Source organism: Candidatus Methylomirabilota bacterium (assembly GCA_035709005.1).
In the GTDB taxonomy this organism is placed as follows: domain Bacteria; phylum Methylomirabilota; class Methylomirabilia; order Rokubacteriales; family CSP1-6; genus 40CM-4-69-5.
In genome coordinates, this window is record DASTFB010000076.1 from 37,889 (window position 1) to 53,458 (window position 15,570).

At 71.8% G+C, this 15,570-nt stretch carries 13 protein-coding genes; 8 read left to right on the plus strand and 5 right to left on the minus strand.

The features are described 5' to 3' along the window. Nucleotides 1-158 precede the first annotated feature (158 nt). Nucleotides 159-578, plus strand: a complete 420-nt coding sequence (locus VFR64_12980) for a hypothetical protein (protein ID HET9490654.1) — start codon at nt 159-161, stop codon at nt 576-578. On the opposite strand, the gene VFR64_12985 is transcribed toward VFR64_12980, so the two are convergent. Together VFR64_12985 and VFR64_12990 are read right to left on the minus strand one after the other, a co-directional pair. Then, nucleotides 524-4,102 (minus strand): ABC transporter ATP-binding protein, encoded by a 3,579-nt coding sequence (locus VFR64_12985; protein HET9490655.1) that lies wholly within the window; start codon nt 4,100-4,102, stop codon nt 524-526. The genes VFR64_12980 and VFR64_12985 overlap by 55 nt on opposite strands. A 10-nt stretch (nt 4,103-4,112) precedes the next feature. Next, nucleotides 4,113-4,862, minus strand: coding sequence for a hypothetical protein (locus tag VFR64_12990; protein ID HET9490656.1), 750 nt, complete (start codon nt 4,860-4,862; stop codon nt 4,113-4,115). An 80-nt stretch (nt 4,863-4,942) separates the two neighbouring features. Here VFR64_12990 and VFR64_12995 point away from each other — a divergent pair, with 80 nt between their 5' ends. Further along, nucleotides 4,943-7,261, plus strand: coding sequence for a molybdopterin cofactor-binding domain-containing protein (locus tag VFR64_12995; protein HET9490657.1), 2,319 nt, complete (start codon nt 4,943-4,945; stop codon nt 7,259-7,261). An 8-nt stretch (nt 7,262-7,269) separates the two neighbouring features. On the opposite strand, the gene VFR64_13000 is transcribed toward VFR64_12995, so the two are convergent. Beyond that, nucleotides 7,270-7,461: a hypothetical protein gene (locus tag VFR64_13000; GenBank protein HET9490658.1), complete on the minus strand. Its 192-nt coding sequence runs from the start codon at nt 7,459-7,461 to the stop codon at nt 7,270-7,272. Nucleotides 7,462-7,480: 19 nt separating this feature from the next. On the opposite strand from VFR64_13000, the gene VFR64_13005 reads away from it, so the two are divergent. Genes VFR64_13005 through VFR64_13015 form a run of 3 tightly spaced genes read left to right on the plus strand, consistent with a single transcriptional unit; the run spans nt 7,481 to nt 9,926 of the window. Beyond that, a complete protein-coding gene (locus tag VFR64_13005) occupies nt 7,481-8,449 on the plus strand; it encodes a membrane dipeptidase (GenBank protein HET9490659.1) in 969 nt (322 codons plus the stop codon). Then, on the plus strand, nt 8,446-8,883 hold the full coding sequence (locus VFR64_13010; GenBank protein ID HET9490660.1) for a thioesterase family protein: 438 nt from the start codon (nt 8,446-8,448) through the stop codon (nt 8,881-8,883). Before VFR64_13005 ends, VFR64_13010 begins: the two co-directional genes overlap by 4 nt. Beyond that, nucleotides 8,880-9,926 (plus strand): Gfo/Idh/MocA family oxidoreductase, encoded by a 1,047-nt coding sequence (locus tag VFR64_13015; protein HET9490661.1) that lies wholly within the window; start codon nt 8,880-8,882, stop codon nt 9,924-9,926. The genes VFR64_13010 and VFR64_13015 overlap by 4 nt, the downstream gene beginning before the upstream one ends. A 24-nt stretch (nt 9,927-9,950) precedes the next feature. Here VFR64_13015 and VFR64_13020 read toward each other — a convergent pair whose 3' ends face one another. After that, a complete protein-coding gene (locus VFR64_13020; protein HET9490662.1) occupies nt 9,951-11,096 on the minus strand; it encodes an amidohydrolase family protein in 1,146 nt (381 codons plus the stop codon). Nucleotides 11,097-11,188: 92 nt separating this feature from the next. Between VFR64_13020 and VFR64_13025 the strand changes: the two genes are divergently transcribed. Both VFR64_13025 and VFR64_13030 read left to right on the plus strand, forming a co-directional pair. Next, nucleotides 11,189-12,442 (plus strand): crosslink repair DNA glycosylase YcaQ family protein, encoded by a 1,254-nt coding sequence (locus tag VFR64_13025; protein ID HET9490663.1) that lies wholly within the window; start codon nt 11,189-11,191, stop codon nt 12,440-12,442. Nucleotides 12,443-12,449: 7 nt separating this feature from the next. Beyond that, nucleotides 12,450-13,346 (plus strand): alpha/beta hydrolase, encoded by an 897-nt coding sequence (locus VFR64_13030; GenBank protein ID HET9490664.1) that lies wholly within the window; start codon nt 12,450-12,452, stop codon nt 13,344-13,346. On the opposite strand, the gene VFR64_13035 is transcribed toward VFR64_13030, so the two are convergent. Continuing rightward, nucleotides 13,283-13,816: a hypothetical protein gene (locus VFR64_13035; protein ID HET9490665.1), complete on the minus strand. Its 534-nt coding sequence runs from the start codon at nt 13,814-13,816 to the stop codon at nt 13,283-13,285. The genes VFR64_13030 and VFR64_13035 overlap by 64 nt on opposite strands. Nucleotides 13,817-13,947: 131 nt before the next feature. On the opposite strand from VFR64_13035, the gene VFR64_13040 reads away from it, so the two are divergent. Beyond that, nucleotides 13,948-15,570 (plus strand): thiamine pyrophosphate-dependent enzyme, encoded by a 1,623-nt coding sequence (locus tag VFR64_13040; GenBank protein HET9490666.1) that lies wholly within the window; start codon nt 13,948-13,950, stop codon nt 15,568-15,570.

The window sequence follows — 15,570 nt, forward strand, 5'->3', positions numbered from 1 at the left end:
CGGTGCACCTCGTCCGTGGCTCTCAGCGTGAATGCGGTAGCTCGCTGCGTCCGGTCGAGGGGCATTCCGAGAACGACGCCCGCCGGACCAAGTAGGCTTCATCCTCCTTCGTGCAGCACTGGGAGGAATTCCCTTCCCCCAGAACCAGGAGGCATCCCATGCAAGTACAGGCGCCATGGCTCAAACCAGCAGTCTGGGGCGCGATCGTCGGCTCGGTGGGAACAATGATCATCGGGTTTTCATGGATGGGATGGGTCCTCGGCGGCACTGCCGAGCGAATGGCGGCGGAGCGCTCCAACTCGGCTGTGATCGTCGCCCTCACCCCCGCCTGCGTCGCGCGCTTCATGCAACAGCCCAACGCGGCCCTGAAGCTCGCCGAGTTCCAGAAGATCGACTCGTGGAGGCAGGCGCAGTTCGTCGAAGAGGGCGGTTGGGCCACGCCGCGCGGAGGCACGACCCCGAACTCCGGAGTGGCGAATGCCTGCGCCGAGGAGCTCGGAAAGGCCAAGATCCAGCCGGTTCTCTACGTGCCGGGCGTCGCGACCGGTGCGATCTGCCGCGACACCAGGCGGGCATAGAAGCCACCCGCCGACAAGAGCTCGTCGTGACGGCCCGTCTCCGCGATGCGCCCCTCGTGCAGGACGGCGATCAGGTCGGCGTCGCGGACGGTCGACAGACGGTGCGCGATCACCAGGGTCGTCCGCCCCCGGGCCAGCGTATCGAGCGCCCGGTGCACCACCGCCTCGTTCACCGCGTCGAGGTGCGAGGTGGCCTCGTCGAGGATCAGCACCGGCGCGTCCTTGAGGAAGGCGCGGGCGATGGCCACGCGCTGGCGCTGGCCGCCCGAGAGCTGCAGGCCGCGCTCGCCCACCACCGTGTCGAGGCCCTGGGGCAGCGACTCGAGCAGATCCCCGAGTGACGCGCGCTCCAGCGCCTGGGCGAGCTCGCTCTCGGTCGCCCCGGGGCGCGCCAGCAGCACATTCGCGCGCAGCGTGTCGTTGAAGAGGTAGGTGTCCTGGGCCACCAGGGCGATCTGCCGCCGGAGGTCGTCGAGGCGCCAGGCGCGCAGATCGTGGCCGGCCAGCCGGATTTCGCCCGCGTCGGGATCCCAGAACCGCAGGCAGAGATGGGCGATCGTGGTCTTGCCAGCGCCCGACGAGCCGACCAGCGCCACCGTGGCTCCGGTGGGGACCACCAGCGACACACCGGCCAGCGCCGGGCGCCGGCGGCCGGGGTAGGTGAAGGTCACCTCACGCAGGACCAGCATCGCCTCGATCGCGCGGGGACCGCCGATACCGGGACCGTCGCGGACGGGCACCGGCTCCGAGTGGATGGCGTGCACGCGGCGGGTGGCGCCCAGGGTGTCGGCGAGCTGGCGGCCGACCTGGGCCACCTCCCACAACGGGATGAACGCCGAGAGCGCGAGCAGCGTGAGGAGCGGCAGCATGGGCGTGTCGAGCCGGCCCGCCGCGACGAGCGCGGCGCCGGCCGCGATCACGGCGAGCCCGCCCCAGCCCGTCACTGCCTCGTGCACGGCGTGCTCACGCGACAGGTCGGCCAGGAACGGCATCCGCGCGTTGAGATACGCGCGGGCCCGCGCGGCCAGCTCTTCGCCCCGGGCGGCTTCGCGCTGGAAGGCCACGATCTCGGCGATGCCCTGGATCGAGTCCACGGCGTGGGCGCTGAGGTCGCCTGAGACTTCGCGGGCGTACGAGCCGAGCCGGTCGATGTGCGCCCGGCGGAGCACCGGGCTCAGCCCGGCGTAGATCAGGAAGGGCAGGAGCGCCAGCGCCAGCGGCCATCCGAAGGCGGCCAGCGTCGCCAGCACGGCGAGCGGCACGATGACGGCGACCAGGACCGGCGTGACCGTGTGGGCGAAGAAGTACTCGATCAGCTCGACGTCGTGGGTGGCCACCGCCACCAGGTCCCCGCTCCGGCGCCGCGTGAGATAGGCGGGCGCCAGCGCGTCGAGCTTGCGGAAGAGGGCCAGGCGCATGTCGTTCAGCAGGCGGTAGGCCATGTCGTGGGCCAGCCACGACTCCAGCCAGTGCAGCAGCCCGGCCAGGGGCGCCGTCACCGCGAGCGTGACCACCAGCCCGCCGTACTGGCCGCCGTGGCTCACCGCGCGCACGATCAGCGCGCTGAGCACGCCGACGGCGATGATGGCGGCGACCCGGGCGACGCCGAGCGAGAAGGTCACGCCCAGACGGCCCCGGTAGCCCCGGATCATCCGCGAGAGGATGGGCAGGGCTCTCCGCCAGCCGAGGTCCACCCCGCGCACGACGTCGTCCTCGGCGGTCGCGGGGCCGGCGCCGTCGCGTTCGGCGCCCTCCGTCGCGGCCGGGCCGCCGGCGCGGGCCACCACGCGATCGGTGGGGTCGGCCGAGAGCTGCGGGCCCATGAGGCGCCGGTACGGGCCCTCGCGCTCCAAGAGCTCGGAATGGGACCCCGTCTGCATCACGCGGCCGCGGTCGAGCACTACGATACGATCGGCGCCGATCACGCTGGAGAGCCGGTGGGCGAAGATGAGCGTGGTGCGCCCCTCCATCAGCCGGTCCAGCGCCTTCTGGATGAGCGCTTCGCTCTCGGCGTCGACGGACGAGAGCGCCTCGTCCAGCACGAGGATGGGTGCGTCGCGGAGCAGGGCCCGGGCGATGGCGATGCGCTGACGCTGGCCGCCGGAGAGCCGCACGCCGCGCTCGCCGACGACGGTGCGGTAGCCCTCGGGCAGCCGGACGATGAACTCGTGGGCGTTGGCCGCCCGCGCCGCGGCCTCGAGCTGGGCCGGCGTGGCGTCGGGCCGGCCCATCCGCAAATTGTCCTCGACCGTGCCGTGGAAGAGATAGGTGTCCTGGCTGACCACGGCGATGCGGCGGCGCAGCTCGGCGAGCGGCACCTCGCGAAGGTCGCGGCCGCCGATCCGGACCGCTCCGCCGTCGGGATCGTAGAAGCGCAGGAGGAGACGCACGACGGTGGACTTGCCGCTGCCGCTGGGACCGACGAACGCCACGCGCTCGGCGGCGCCGACGTGGAACGACACCCCGTCGTGGGCGATGCGGCGAGCGCCCGGATAGGAGAACGTCACACCCTCGAAGGTGACGGTGGGCGCTAGCGCCGCCGGCGTCTCCGGGGCGATGGGGTCGGTAACGGCGGGCCGGGCTTCCAGGATGTCGCGGATGCCCTGGGCGGCGGCGGCGCCGAGCATGCCGGCATGCAACAGCACGCGCAGCTCGCGGAGCGGCCGGAACACTTCGACGCCCAGCATGAGAATGATTAGCAGGGCGGGCAGGTCCATGGCCCCTGTGCTCACGCGCCAGGCTCCGAGCGTGAGGGCGGCGGCCGCGCCGATGGCCATGCCGGCGTCGGTGATGCCCCGAGCCAGCGTGTTGGCGCCCAGCAGCCACATGGTGCTCTGGAACAGGGCGTGGCTCTTCTGCTCGAGCAGCCGCGCGCGCTCGCCGCTCTGGCCGAAGGCCTTCAGCGTGGCCAGGCCCTGGAGCGCATCGAGCAGCTCGGCGCCGAAGGCGGCGTAGGCCCGGTTGCGCGCATAGCTGGCGGCCCGGTCCCGCCGATGCCAGAGCGCGGGGGCGACGAGCGTCACCAGCGCGGCGCCCACCAGCGTAACCGCCACCGGCAGGTCGATGAAGGCGACGAAGGCGAAGATGAGGAGCGGCGTGGCCACGGCGACGATGAGCTGGGGCAGGAACTGGCCGAAGTAGATCTCGAGCTGCTGGACGCCTTCCACCATGGCCGTGGCCACCGGGCCGGTCCGCTCGTGGGTGAGGTAGGCGGGGCCCAGCCGCGCCAGGTGGTCGTAGAGCCGGCGCCGGAGCCGGCCCTGCACGCGGAAGGCCGTGTGGTGGGCGATCATCGTGCGCGCGTATTCCACGACCGACCGCGCGGCGATGACGACGGCGGTCACGGCGATCGGCAGCGCCAGGGCGGCCAGGCTGGCGCCGGCGAAGACGCGCGCCAGCAGCCAGCCGAGCAGCGCGAGCCGCGCGATCCCGAGGCCGACGCCGACGAGACCCAGCGCCGCTGAGGCCGCCACGCGGGCCCGCAGGCCGGAGGTGAAGCCGAGGAGGGTGCGATCGAGGTACACGTCGGCGCCGCTAGAATAGCAGCGAGCGGAACATCCGGAATACCCGGAAGGCGGGCACGTCCACGCCCGGCAAGCGGGCGGGCCGGAAGCGCGCCGTGCCGCGGTCGAAGCTCACGACCCCGGGCGCCGTGGGATCGTTGGGATCGTACACCAGGAACTCCAGCGTGTCGGCGTCGGCAATCCGGTAGTCATAGGCCAGCACCGAGTGGTTCAGGCGCAGTCTCGGAAAGTCGGAGATCAGCAGCTGCAGGGGGCGGCCGGCTCTGAGCTCCTGCACGATGCTGACGGCCACCCGGAACTGCGCCGACCGGCGCGCGGGGTAGACGATGCGCCAGGTGGTCGGATGTACCAGCGTCCACAGGCGCCGGCCCAGCCCGGCCTTGACTGCCGGCTCCTCATGGCGGGACAGCTCGTACAGCGAGGCGAACCCCGGGATCACGACGCGGGCCGCCGGGCGTAGTGGCTCGCGCCAGACGCGATGAGCGACGACCCGCTGCACCAGGGCGGTATAGGCACCCGGCTCCCGGCGGGGTGCGGCGGGCTCGAAGCGCGCGAATTTCAGGAACTGCGTGACGGCGCGGGCCAGCACGAAGCACCAGCTCGCGTAGAGATCGGGCTTGCCCCGGTCGTGGATGCGGCTGTCGTTCCGGAAGGCGAAGGTGTCGACCTTGAACCGGAGCGTCGGACGCGGCGCCGTCTCGCCCGCCGGGCCCGGCAGCGGTTCCGTGGAGAGCGGCCCGACGAGGAGATCGAGCGCCACGGGCGGGGACTCTACCACGGTCGGTGGCCAGCAGCCGGCGGGCGGTCTATGATGCGCGAAAAGGTGAAAGGAAGGTCCCCATGGCCCTGGTCGGCGCCGAGGTCAAGCGCAAGGAAGATCCCCGGCTGATCACCGGCACCTCCGCGTATGTCGCGGACATCGGCGTGCCCGGTCTGCATTACGTGGCGTTCGTTCGCAGCCCTTACGCCCATGCCCGCATCCGGAGCATCGACACCTCGGCGGCGGCCCGGCTGCCGGGGGTGCGGCTGGTGCTCACCGGTCGCGATCTGCGCGGCCACTGCGCCGCCCTGCCGCTCGGCGGTAGCAGCAGCGAGGGCGGGGGCAGCGCCAATCCCGACAACGTGGGGCGCAAGCACTTTCCCCTCTCGACCGAGGTGGTGCGCCACGTGGGCGAGGCTGTGGCGGCCGTCGTCGCCGTCTCGGAAGCGATCGCCGTCGACGCGGCGGCGGCGGTGGAAGTCGACTGGCATCCGCTGCCCGCCGTGGCCAATCCCTTCGACGCGATGGCGCCCGGCGCCCCACAGCTGTTCGACGACGCCCCCGGCAACGTCGAGCACAGCAAGGAGGTGCGGGCCGGCGATCCCGAAGCCGCCTTCGCGCGCGCCCACCGCGTGATCAAGCAGCGGATGGTCAGCCAGCGCCTGGCCGGGATCACGCTGGAGCCGCGCGCGGCCCTGGCCGCGCCCGATCCCCTGACCGGCGGCATCGTGGTGTGGGAGACCAACCAGGCGCCGCACAGCCTCCGCAACGACCTCGCGACCGCCCTGGGACTCAGCCAGAACATGGTGCGGGTGATCGCGCCCGAGGTCGGGGGCGGCTTCGGGGTGAAGTTCGGGCTCTACCCCGAGACGGCCACCCTGGCCGCCATCGCGCACCGACATCGCATTGCCGTGCGCTGGACGGAGACGCGGCACGAGCACATGAGCGCCACGACCCACGGCCGGGCCCAGGTCACCGACCTGGAGGCCGCGGTGGAGCCCGACGGCACCATCACCGCGCTTCGTATGCGGGTGACGGCCGACGTGGGCGCCTATCCGATCTTCACCTTCATCCCCGAGCTCACGCTGTTCATGGGCATCGGCGTCTACCAGATCAAGCACATCGACCTCAAGGCGACCTGCGTCTTCACCAACAGCACCTCGGTGGCCGCCTACCGGGGCGCCGGCCGACCCGAGGCGGCCTACTACCTCGAGCGCTTCGTGGACATCATTGCCGTCGACCTCAACCTGGCCCCCGAGGCGGTGCGCCGGAAGAACTTCATTCCGCCGTCGGCGTTTCCCTATGCCGCGCCTACCGGCCAGAACTACGACAGCGGCGAGTACGACCGGGCCCTGACCAAGGCGCTGGAGCTGGCTCGCGTCAAGGTCCTGCGCGACGAGCAGAAGCAGCGCCTGGAGCGCGGCGACGGCACGCTGCTGGGCATCGGCATGGCCTGCTACGTGGAGATGTGCGGCTTCGGGCCGTTCGAGAGCGCGGTGGTGCGGGTGGAGCCGGGGGGGGACGTCACCGCCTACACGGGCACGTCGGCCCACGGGCAGGGTCACGAGACCACGTTCGCCCAGATCATCGCCGACCATCTCGGCGTGGACTTCAACCGGATCGTGGTGCGCCACGGCGACACGCTCAACACGCCCATGGGCAACGGCACGGGGGGCAGCCGCAGCCTGGCCGTCGGCGGCTCGGCCATCCTGCGCGCCGCCACCGCCGTGCAGGGCAAGGCCCGCCGCCTCGCGGCCATCATGCTGGAGGCGGCCCCGGAGGACATCATCCTGGAAACCGGGCGTTACCAGGTGCGCGGCGCGCCGGGCCGGGCGCTCACGCTGGCCGAGATCGCCGCCAAGGCCTACGGCGGGGACCTGCCGCCCGACACCGAGTCGGGGCTGGAGGCGACCGACTTCTTCCGGCCGCCCCAGCTCGTCTATCCCTTCGGCGCCCACGTAGCGGTCGTGGAGGTCGAGCGCGAGACGGGCGACGTGAGCGTGCGTGATTTCATCTCGGTGGACGACTGCGGCGTCCGGGTGAGCCCGGTGCTGGTGCGCGGTCAGGTGCACGGGGGGCTGGCTCAGGGCATCGCCCAGGCCTTGCTGGAGGAAGTCGTCTACGGCCAGGACGGCCAGCTCCTCACCGGCACGCTGATGGACTACGCGGTCCCCCGCGCCGACAATCTGCCCTCGTTCGTCACCGCCGAGACCGTGACGCCCACGCCCCACAACCCCATGGGCGCCAAGGGCATCGGCGAGGCCGCGACCATCGGCTCGACGCCCGCCGTCGTCAACGCCGTGGTCGACGCGCTGCGGCCGCTGGGCGTGAAGCACCTGGACATGCCGCTACGATCGGAACGGGTGTGGGGGGCGATGCAGGCCGGCGGCGCGCGCTGACGCCCGGCTCAGTCGGGCAGGGCGGCCAGGATGTCGTCGACGTGGTACCCTCGGCTGGCCATGACCGAGCCCGCGCCGTGTTGTTGCCTGGCCAGCGACGCCACCAGACGGGCCTTCCTAATGTCGCTGTTGGGCGCCGTCGCGGCGGCGTGCGCCGGTCCCACCGCCACCGGGTCGGCGCAGCGCGAGCGCGACCTCATGGCGCAGGCGGCGTCGGTCGTGACCGGCTCTCCGACCGTCGATCTGCACGCGCACCCCGGCGGCTTCACGCGCGCCCGTACGGGTCAGCTCTCCACGACGGCCCTCGACGACATGCGGCGCGGCGGTGTCGACGCCGCGTTCTTCAGCGTGGTGACGGACGGGCCCGTCATCCGCCGGGAGCCGGGCGGCATCCGCACGTACCGGGAGCCGCGCCCGGGTGAGCTCTATCGCTCGGCGCTCGGCCAGGCCGAGCGGGTGCGAGTGCGCGCGCACGAAGGACGGCTCACGCTGCTGCTCGAGCCCGGCGACCTGGCCACGGCGCGTCGCGCCGGGTTGCCCGGCGCGCTGCTCGCCCTGGAAGGCGGCGACGCGCTGGAGGGCCGGGTGGCCCGCGTGCGCGAGTTCCACGCGCTCGGCGTGCGGTCCATCCAGCTCATGCACTACCGCATCAACGAGCTGGGCGACATCCAGACGGCGCCGGCGCAGCACGGGGGCCTCACCCCGCGTGGCCACGACGTGCTGGCCGAGATGAACCGGCTCGGCCTCGTGGTGGACGGCGCCCACGCCGCGCCGCAGACGCTGCGCGACATCCTCGCCGCCTCGCGCGCGCCGATCATCGTTTCCCACACGGGGCCGGCGGCCCTGCGGCCCTACGCCCGGCATCTCGCCGACGACCTCCTGCAGGCCGTTGCCGCCCGCGACGGCGTCATCGGCATCTGGCCGCTGTCGCGTGGCGGGCTGGGCTCGCTCGACCAGATGCTGGCGGACATCGAGCACGTGCGCCGCCTCGTGGGTCTCGACCACGTCGGGATCGGCACGGACATGGCCGGCCTGTCGAGGTTCACCGTGATCCCGACCTACCGGGACTTCGCGCCGCTGCCGGCCGCGCTGCTGGCCCGCGGGTACGGCGAGAGCGAGCTGACCAGGCTCCTCGGAGGAAACGTCATGCGCGTGTTCGAGGCGGCGACCGCCGGGAAGATGACATGAGCGACGCCAGGACGCGGCAGCTGGCCGTGGGGCTCAGGCACGTGCGCACGGTCACGGTCACGGACGACATGACGCCCGCGCACCTGCGAGGCGAGCCGATTCGCGTGCTGTCCACTCCGGACATGATCCGGCTCATCGAGCAGACGGCCATCGAGGCGGTGCAGCCCTACCTGGCGGCCGGCCAGGCGACCGTGGGCACCCGGGTCGACGTCGCACACCTCGCGGCGACGCCGGTCGGGATGACCGTCACCATCACCATCGAGCTCACCGAGATCGACCGGCGGCGGCTGGCCTTCCGCGTGCAGGTCCGTGACGAGCTCGACGAGGCGGGCCGCGGCACCCACGAGCGGTTCATCGTCGACGGCGCCCAGCGGTTGCCGCGGCTTCAAGATAAGGTGAATCGCTGGAAGGCCACGGGAGGCAAGCCGACATGACCGACACGCCGATCCGCGTGGGATTCGTGGGCGCCGGAGCCAACTGCCGGCGTCACCATCTCCCGAAGCTCCAGGCCCAGCCCGGCGTGGAGGTGATCGCCGTGGCCAATCGCACCCGGGAATCGGGCGAGCGGGTGGCCAAGGAGTTCGGCATCGCGCGCGTGCACGACGACTGGCGGGCGGTCGTGGAGGCCCGGGACGTCGACGCCGTCTGCATCGGCACCTGGCCGTACATCCACTGCGAGGTCACGCTGGCGGCGCTGGCCGCCGGCAAGCACGTGCTGTGCGAAGCCCGGATGGCGATGAACGCGGCCGAGGGGCGGCGGATGCTGGAGGCCTCCCGGCGGGCGCCGCACCTGATCGCCCAGCTCGTTCCCGCCCCCCACACGCTGGAGCTGGATGGGACGCTCAAGCGGCTGCTGGCCGAGGGCTATGCGGGCGAGGTGCAAGCCATCGAGGTGCAGGCGACCCAGCAGGCGCGCTTCGCCGACCTGGGCGAGTCGCTGCACTGGCGGCAGGACATCCGGCGCAGCGGCCACAACATCCTCAACATGGGGATCTGGTACGAGGCGATGATGCGCTGGGTCGGTCCGGCCCGTCGCGTCATGGCCATGACCCGTATCGCCGTGCCGCGCCGCAAGGACGAGACCGGCGCCTGGCACGAGGTGAAGGTCCCCGACCACGTGGATATCCTGATCACCCTGACGACCGGCGCCGTCGGCCACCTGCGCTTCAGCGCCCTCACCGCTCTGGCGCCCCCGGCTGAAGCCTGGATCTTCGGCAGCGAGGGCACGTTGCGGATCGAGCCCGACGCCAGGCGGCTGTCGGGCGGCCGGGGCGGGGACAAGGCGCTGGGCGAGATCGCCATCCCGGCCGCCCAGCGAATCGGCTGGCGCGTCGAGGAGGAGTTCGTCAACGCCATCCGGGGCCGGGAGAAGGTCACCCACACGACCTTCGAGGACGGCGTCCGCTACATGGAGTTCACCGACGCGGTGGCCCGCAGCGCGGCCAGCGGCCAGGCCGTCGAGGTCGCCGAGCTCTGAGGCGATACGCCGCGGGCGCGGCCCTCAGGTCTGCTTGTAGAATCGGGCCGCGTTGTCCCAGAGCAACTTGCGCCTGGTGTCCGGCTTCAGGCTGGACCAGCGCAGGATGTTGTCCACGGAGTTGGGGAACTGGCATTCCGAATGCGGGAAATCGGAGCCGTACATGAGGATGTCGTCTCCCAGGACGCTGGTCACGTAGTTGAACATGTCCTCACCCTCGTGCCGCTCGATGCTGCAGAAGAATCGCCCACTCGTGATGTACTCGCTGGGGGCGTGCTTGAGCGGCGCGATGCCGCCGACGTAGACGGCCTGCTCGTCCATGCGCTTGGCCCAGAAGGGAAGCCAGCCGAACCCGCATTCGAGGATGCCCATGCGCAGGCGCGGATAGCGGTCCATGATGCCTCCTCCGATGAAGGCCGCCATGAACCGCATGCCGCCCCAGGGATGGGAGGCCAGACGCCCGAGGAAGATGTTGTCCCAGAGATCCTGGTAGCCGGGGAAGTAGGGGGCGTCCCAGGTCAAGCTGTGGTGCACCACGGCCAGGTCGTGTTCCTCCGCGGCCTGCCAGATGGGCTCCAGGTCCGGGTGGTCCACGGGAATGTCCTTGCCGAGCAGGGGCATGACCGCGGCCGCCCACTTCGAGGTGCCCCACCGGCGGATCTCGCGCACGCCCTCGTCGACGGCGCGGGTGGAGGCCACGATCGCGGTCTTGAGCCGCTCCGGAAACTGACCGCAGAACTCGGCAGCATGGCGGTGGTAGGCCCGAATCAGCCCGAGCTCGAGCTCGACGTCGGGCAAGCCGACGGCACTGAGCCAGAGGGTGGGGACCAGGAAATGGACGTCGGTGCCCTCGTCGTCCATGTCCTTGATACGGTTTTCGGCCCGATCGTCCTGCACGCCCGGCCGGGGCTGCTGGGCGCCGCGCCAGGTGGTGCCGCGGCCGGTAAAGGTCTCGTGCGGGCCCGCCTGGCCCAGGACGCGCCGGAAGAACTTCGTGCCCACCCGGTACTGGTGGGTGTTCGGAGTCCCGCCGATCGGGCTGCCCGGCATTCGATAGGGCGCCAGCTCGGCCAGGCGCGGCCGGAAGCTCGTATCGACGTACCGCTCCAGGACTTCGGCGGCGGGGTTGACGTGCGTGTCGGCGTCGAACGCGCGAAAACCGTCTCGCATGGGCATCTCCTCCCGAGCCCGGGCGTCGTCCGCGCCCGGGGTCGCGACTATACGCCACTTTTCGCGGCCGGTGGGGGCTCGTGCCGGGGCCGGTGAAGTCCGCCGACCGGCTGCTTTCACCGGGCGCCGTCACCGCCCTGTTTCTCGAGCGCCAGCACCTGGCCCGGCCACGCGCGGCCCGGCTGACGGCCCGCCGCCTGGGCCGTTTCGTCGAGGACGTGGGCGGGCTCCAGCTCGATTCCATCAACGTCCTCGACCGGGCCCACTACCTGACCGTGTGGAGCCGGTTCGGCCCGTACGATCGCGCGTGGCTCGACGGCGTCGTGTATCGGCGTCGGCTGCTCTTCGAGTACTGGGCGCACGCGGCCTGCCTGGTGCCGACGACGATGTTGCCGTGGTGGCGCCGCGCCATGCTCGACTACCGCCTGCGACACACCGGCTGGTCCGATTACCTTCGCCGGAATCCGCGCGTGCTGGCCCGGGTGAAGGCGGAGGTGTCGGCCCAGGGCCCCATGGGTAGCGCCGACTTCGACGGGCGCCGCCCGTCCGGCGGAGGCGGGTGGTGGTCGTGGAAGCCGGTGCAGCACGCCCTGCACTATCTGTGGATGACGGGCGCGTTGACCGTCCACTCCCGCCGGCACTTCCACAAGCGCTACGACCTCCTGGAGCGCGCCCTTCCTGCCGTGCTGGGCTGCGCCCCGGTCTCGGCGCAGGACTTCGCGCGCTGGCATCTCGAGCGCTCGCTGCACGCGATGGGCGCGGCGACGGAGCGTGACCTGGCCGCCTATCTGACGTTCCCGCGGTTCGGCCCGAGCGGGCGCCGGGCCGTGCTGCGCGCCATGCTGGCCGGCGGCGAGGTCACGGAGGTCGTGGTCGAGGGCCGGCCCGGCCGCTGGTTCGCGTTGACGCGCGACCTGCCGGCGCTGGCCCGCACGCGGCCGGGCGGTCCGCTCGCGGCCGGGACGACGCTGCTCTCGCCCTTCGACTCACTGCTCTGGTCGCGCGAGCGCGTCCGGCGCCTCTTCGACTTCGACTACCGCATCGAGGTCTACACTCCGGGCGACCAGCGGGTGCACGGTTACTACACGCTACCGATCCTCCACCGGGGGCGGCTCATCGGGCGCGTCGACGCCAAGGCCCACCGCGCCGAGCGTCACCTGGAGGTTCGTCACGTGCACTTCGAGCCGTGGTTCCCCGCCGGCCTCGACCCGGACGAGGCGCTCGACGGGCTGGCCGAGGCCCTGCGATCGCTGGCCGGGTTCGTCGGTGGGGACGCCGTGGTGCTGCGCCGGGTGTCTCCCGCGCGCCTGCGGGCGGCGCTGGGGCGTGCGCTTTCGAGGCAATGACGCTACTATGACGCCCGCCATGTACGAGGACTTCCGCCGCTTCGACATCCCGACCAGCGATCCCGAGGTCACGATCCACGGCGTCGTGGGCGGTTCGGGGCCGGCCCTGCTCCTGCTCCACGGCAATCCGCTCACGCACATCCACTGGCGTCTGATCGCGCCCCGGCTGGCCCAGGAGTTCACCGTCGTGGCGACGGACTTGCGAGGCTACGGCGACAGCGGCAAGCCGCGCGGTCGGCCCGACCATGCCAATTACTCGTTCCGCCGCATGGGGCTGGATCAGGTCGAGGTGATGGAGGCTCTCGGCTTCGCGCGGTTCATGGTGGCCGGTCACGATCGGGGCGCCCGCACGGCGTGCCGCATGGCCCTCGACCATCCGGACAGGATCCTCAAGCTCGCCGCCGTCGACATCCTGCCCACCCACCACGTGTGGACGCACGTGACGCGCGAGTGGGCGCTCAACTCCTACCACTGGGCCTTCCTGGCCCAGCCCTACGACTTTCCCGAGCGGCTCCTGGCCGGGCACGAGGAGTACTACATCCGGCTCAAGCTCGGCTCCCACGGCATGGGCAAGGGCGGGATCGCCGAGGAGGCGCTCCGCGAGTACATCCGCTGCTGCACGGCCGAGAGCATCCACGGCGTGTGCGAAGACTACCGCGCCGCGGCCACCATCGACTTCGAGCTCGACACCAAGGACTTCGAGGCCGGGCACCGGATCACGTGCCCGGTGCTGGTGCTGGTCGGCGGCCAGAGCCACACCGCCCGGCTGTTCGGCTACGAGAAGGCCTGGGCGGCCTACGTGAGCGACCTCGTGCGCTGCGTGGCCTTGCCGTGCGGACACTACCCCGCCGAGCAGGCTCCCGAGGAGACGTACACGGAGCTTCGCGCGTTCTTCGAGGGCTGAGCATCAGTCGACGGGCGTCTCGGCCACGCGGCCGTGGGCCGTGCGGCGCCGCCACACGTCTCGCCTGCCTTCTCGGCGGCCGCTCCCTGAGCTCCCTCGCTTTCGAGCCACTCGATCACGCTCGCCAGGGCGGGACTGCGCCCGAGCACCTCGCGCCAGTGGCCGCTCTGCAGCTCCGTCTGCAGGAGCTTGATCCCGGTGCCCAGCTGGACCAGCAGCGTGCGGCCCACCAGAATGAGCGGCGTCACCACGCCCAGGCCGACGGCGGCCACGGCCAGGCCGGCCGCGCCGTCGCGCCAGCGGACGCGACGCTTGATGGCCCGATGCAGCGGGTGGGTCATCACGGCCAGCGCCAGGGCGAAGGCCAGGGCGGGCAGGAACGGTCGCACCAACAGGTAGCACAGATAGAAGGTGAGGATGGTGAGGCCGACGAGGATCAGGGCCAGCACGCGCTCGCGGGACACGCTCACGGCGTCTCTCGTGGCAATGCCGTGCTGGTGAGTATCCGGCTTGACTTGTCTACCCTGCGGCTCCATGCTGCCAGCCGCCGGAAAACCCGCGACACGGAGGAACGGCTACGTGAAGATCAAGGGGAAGTGACATGACCGGCGGCGAGGCGATCGTCAAGACGCTGGTCCGGGAGGGCGCCCGGGTGGTGTTCGGGCTGCCCGGGGTGCAGCTCTACGGCATCATCGCCGCCCTGCGCGACGAGCCCGAGCTCCGATTCATCACCTGCCGTCACGAAGGAGCCACGAGCTTCATGGCCGACGGCTACGCCCGGGCGGGCGGCGGCGTGGGCGTGGCGCTGGTGGTGCCGGGGCCCGGGCTGCTGAACGCGGCGTCCGGGCTGAACACCGCGTATTCGGCGTCGTCCCCGGTGCTCATGATCGCGGGCGAGATCCCCCGTCATCAGATCGGCAAGCACATCGGGGTGCTCCACGAGCTGGACAACCAGCTCGACGCCATGGCCGGCGTCAGCAAGTGGCGGGCGGGCATTCGTCAGGTCGCCGACGCCCCCCGCCTGGTGCACGAGGCCTTCGGCCAGCTCCGCACGGGCCGGCCGCGGCCGGTGATCGTCGACATGCCCTGGGACGTGATGGAAGACGAGGCCGAGGTGGAGCTGGTGGCTGCCGGCCACCCGCCCCGCCCGGCCGCGCCGGCCGCCGACGTGGCCCGCGCCGCCGAGCTGCTGCTGGCCGCCCGGCGCCCCGTGATCTACGCGGGCGGCGGCATCCATCTCTCGGGCGCCCACGAGGCGTTGGCCGCCGTGGCCGGTTATCTGGAAGCCGGCGTGGCCACCACCGCCGAGGGCAAAGGCGCCGTCAGCGACGCCAGCGATCTGTCGCTGGGGGCCGGGCTCTGGCCGAAGAGTCCGCTGCGCGCGTATCTCGACGCCGCCGATGTCGTGCTGGCCGTGGGCAGCCGCCTGGCCCTGGCCGCGCTGCAACCGGCGCAGCAGCTGATTCAGATCGACGTCGATGGCGCGGAGATCGGCCGCAACCACGCCAAGACGGTCGGGCTCGTCGGCGACGCCCGGGCCACGCTCGAGCAGCTCCTCGAGCGACTGCGCGCGGGAGGAGCGGCCCGCACCACGCGCAAGGCCGAGCGCGAAGCGCTCCGGGCCGAGACCGCCTCGCACATGACGCAGGAGCCCAACACGTCGATCTTGAAATCGCTGCGGGCCGGGACGCCCGAGGACGCCATCGTCGTCGCGGGCATGACACAGATCGGCTACTTCTCACGCCCGTTCTGGCCGGTCTACCGGCCGCGGACGTATTTGACGTCGTCGTACTCCGGCAACCTCGGCTTCGAGTACCCGACCGCGCTGGGGGCCAAGGTGGCCTGCCCCCGCCAGCCCGTGGTGGCCATCTGCGGCGACGGGGGCTTTCTCTACAACGGCCAGGAGATGGCGACGGCGGTCCAGCAGCAGATCAACGTGGTCGCCGTCGTGTTCAACGACAACGCCCTGGGCAACGTCGGCCGGGACCTCGACGAGCACTGGGGCGGAAAGTTCGCCTCCGACCTGCACAACCCCGATTTCGTCCGCCTGGCCGAGGCCTACGGCGTCGTGGGCCGCCGGGCCAAGGAGCCGACCGAGGTCGGCCGGCTGGTGGCCGACGCCGTGCAGATGGACCGCCCGGTGCTCATCGAGGTGCCCGTCGGCCGCATGGCCCGGCCCGTGTTCTTCGGACCGCTCAAGACGCTGCCGCGGTACCGGCGCTAG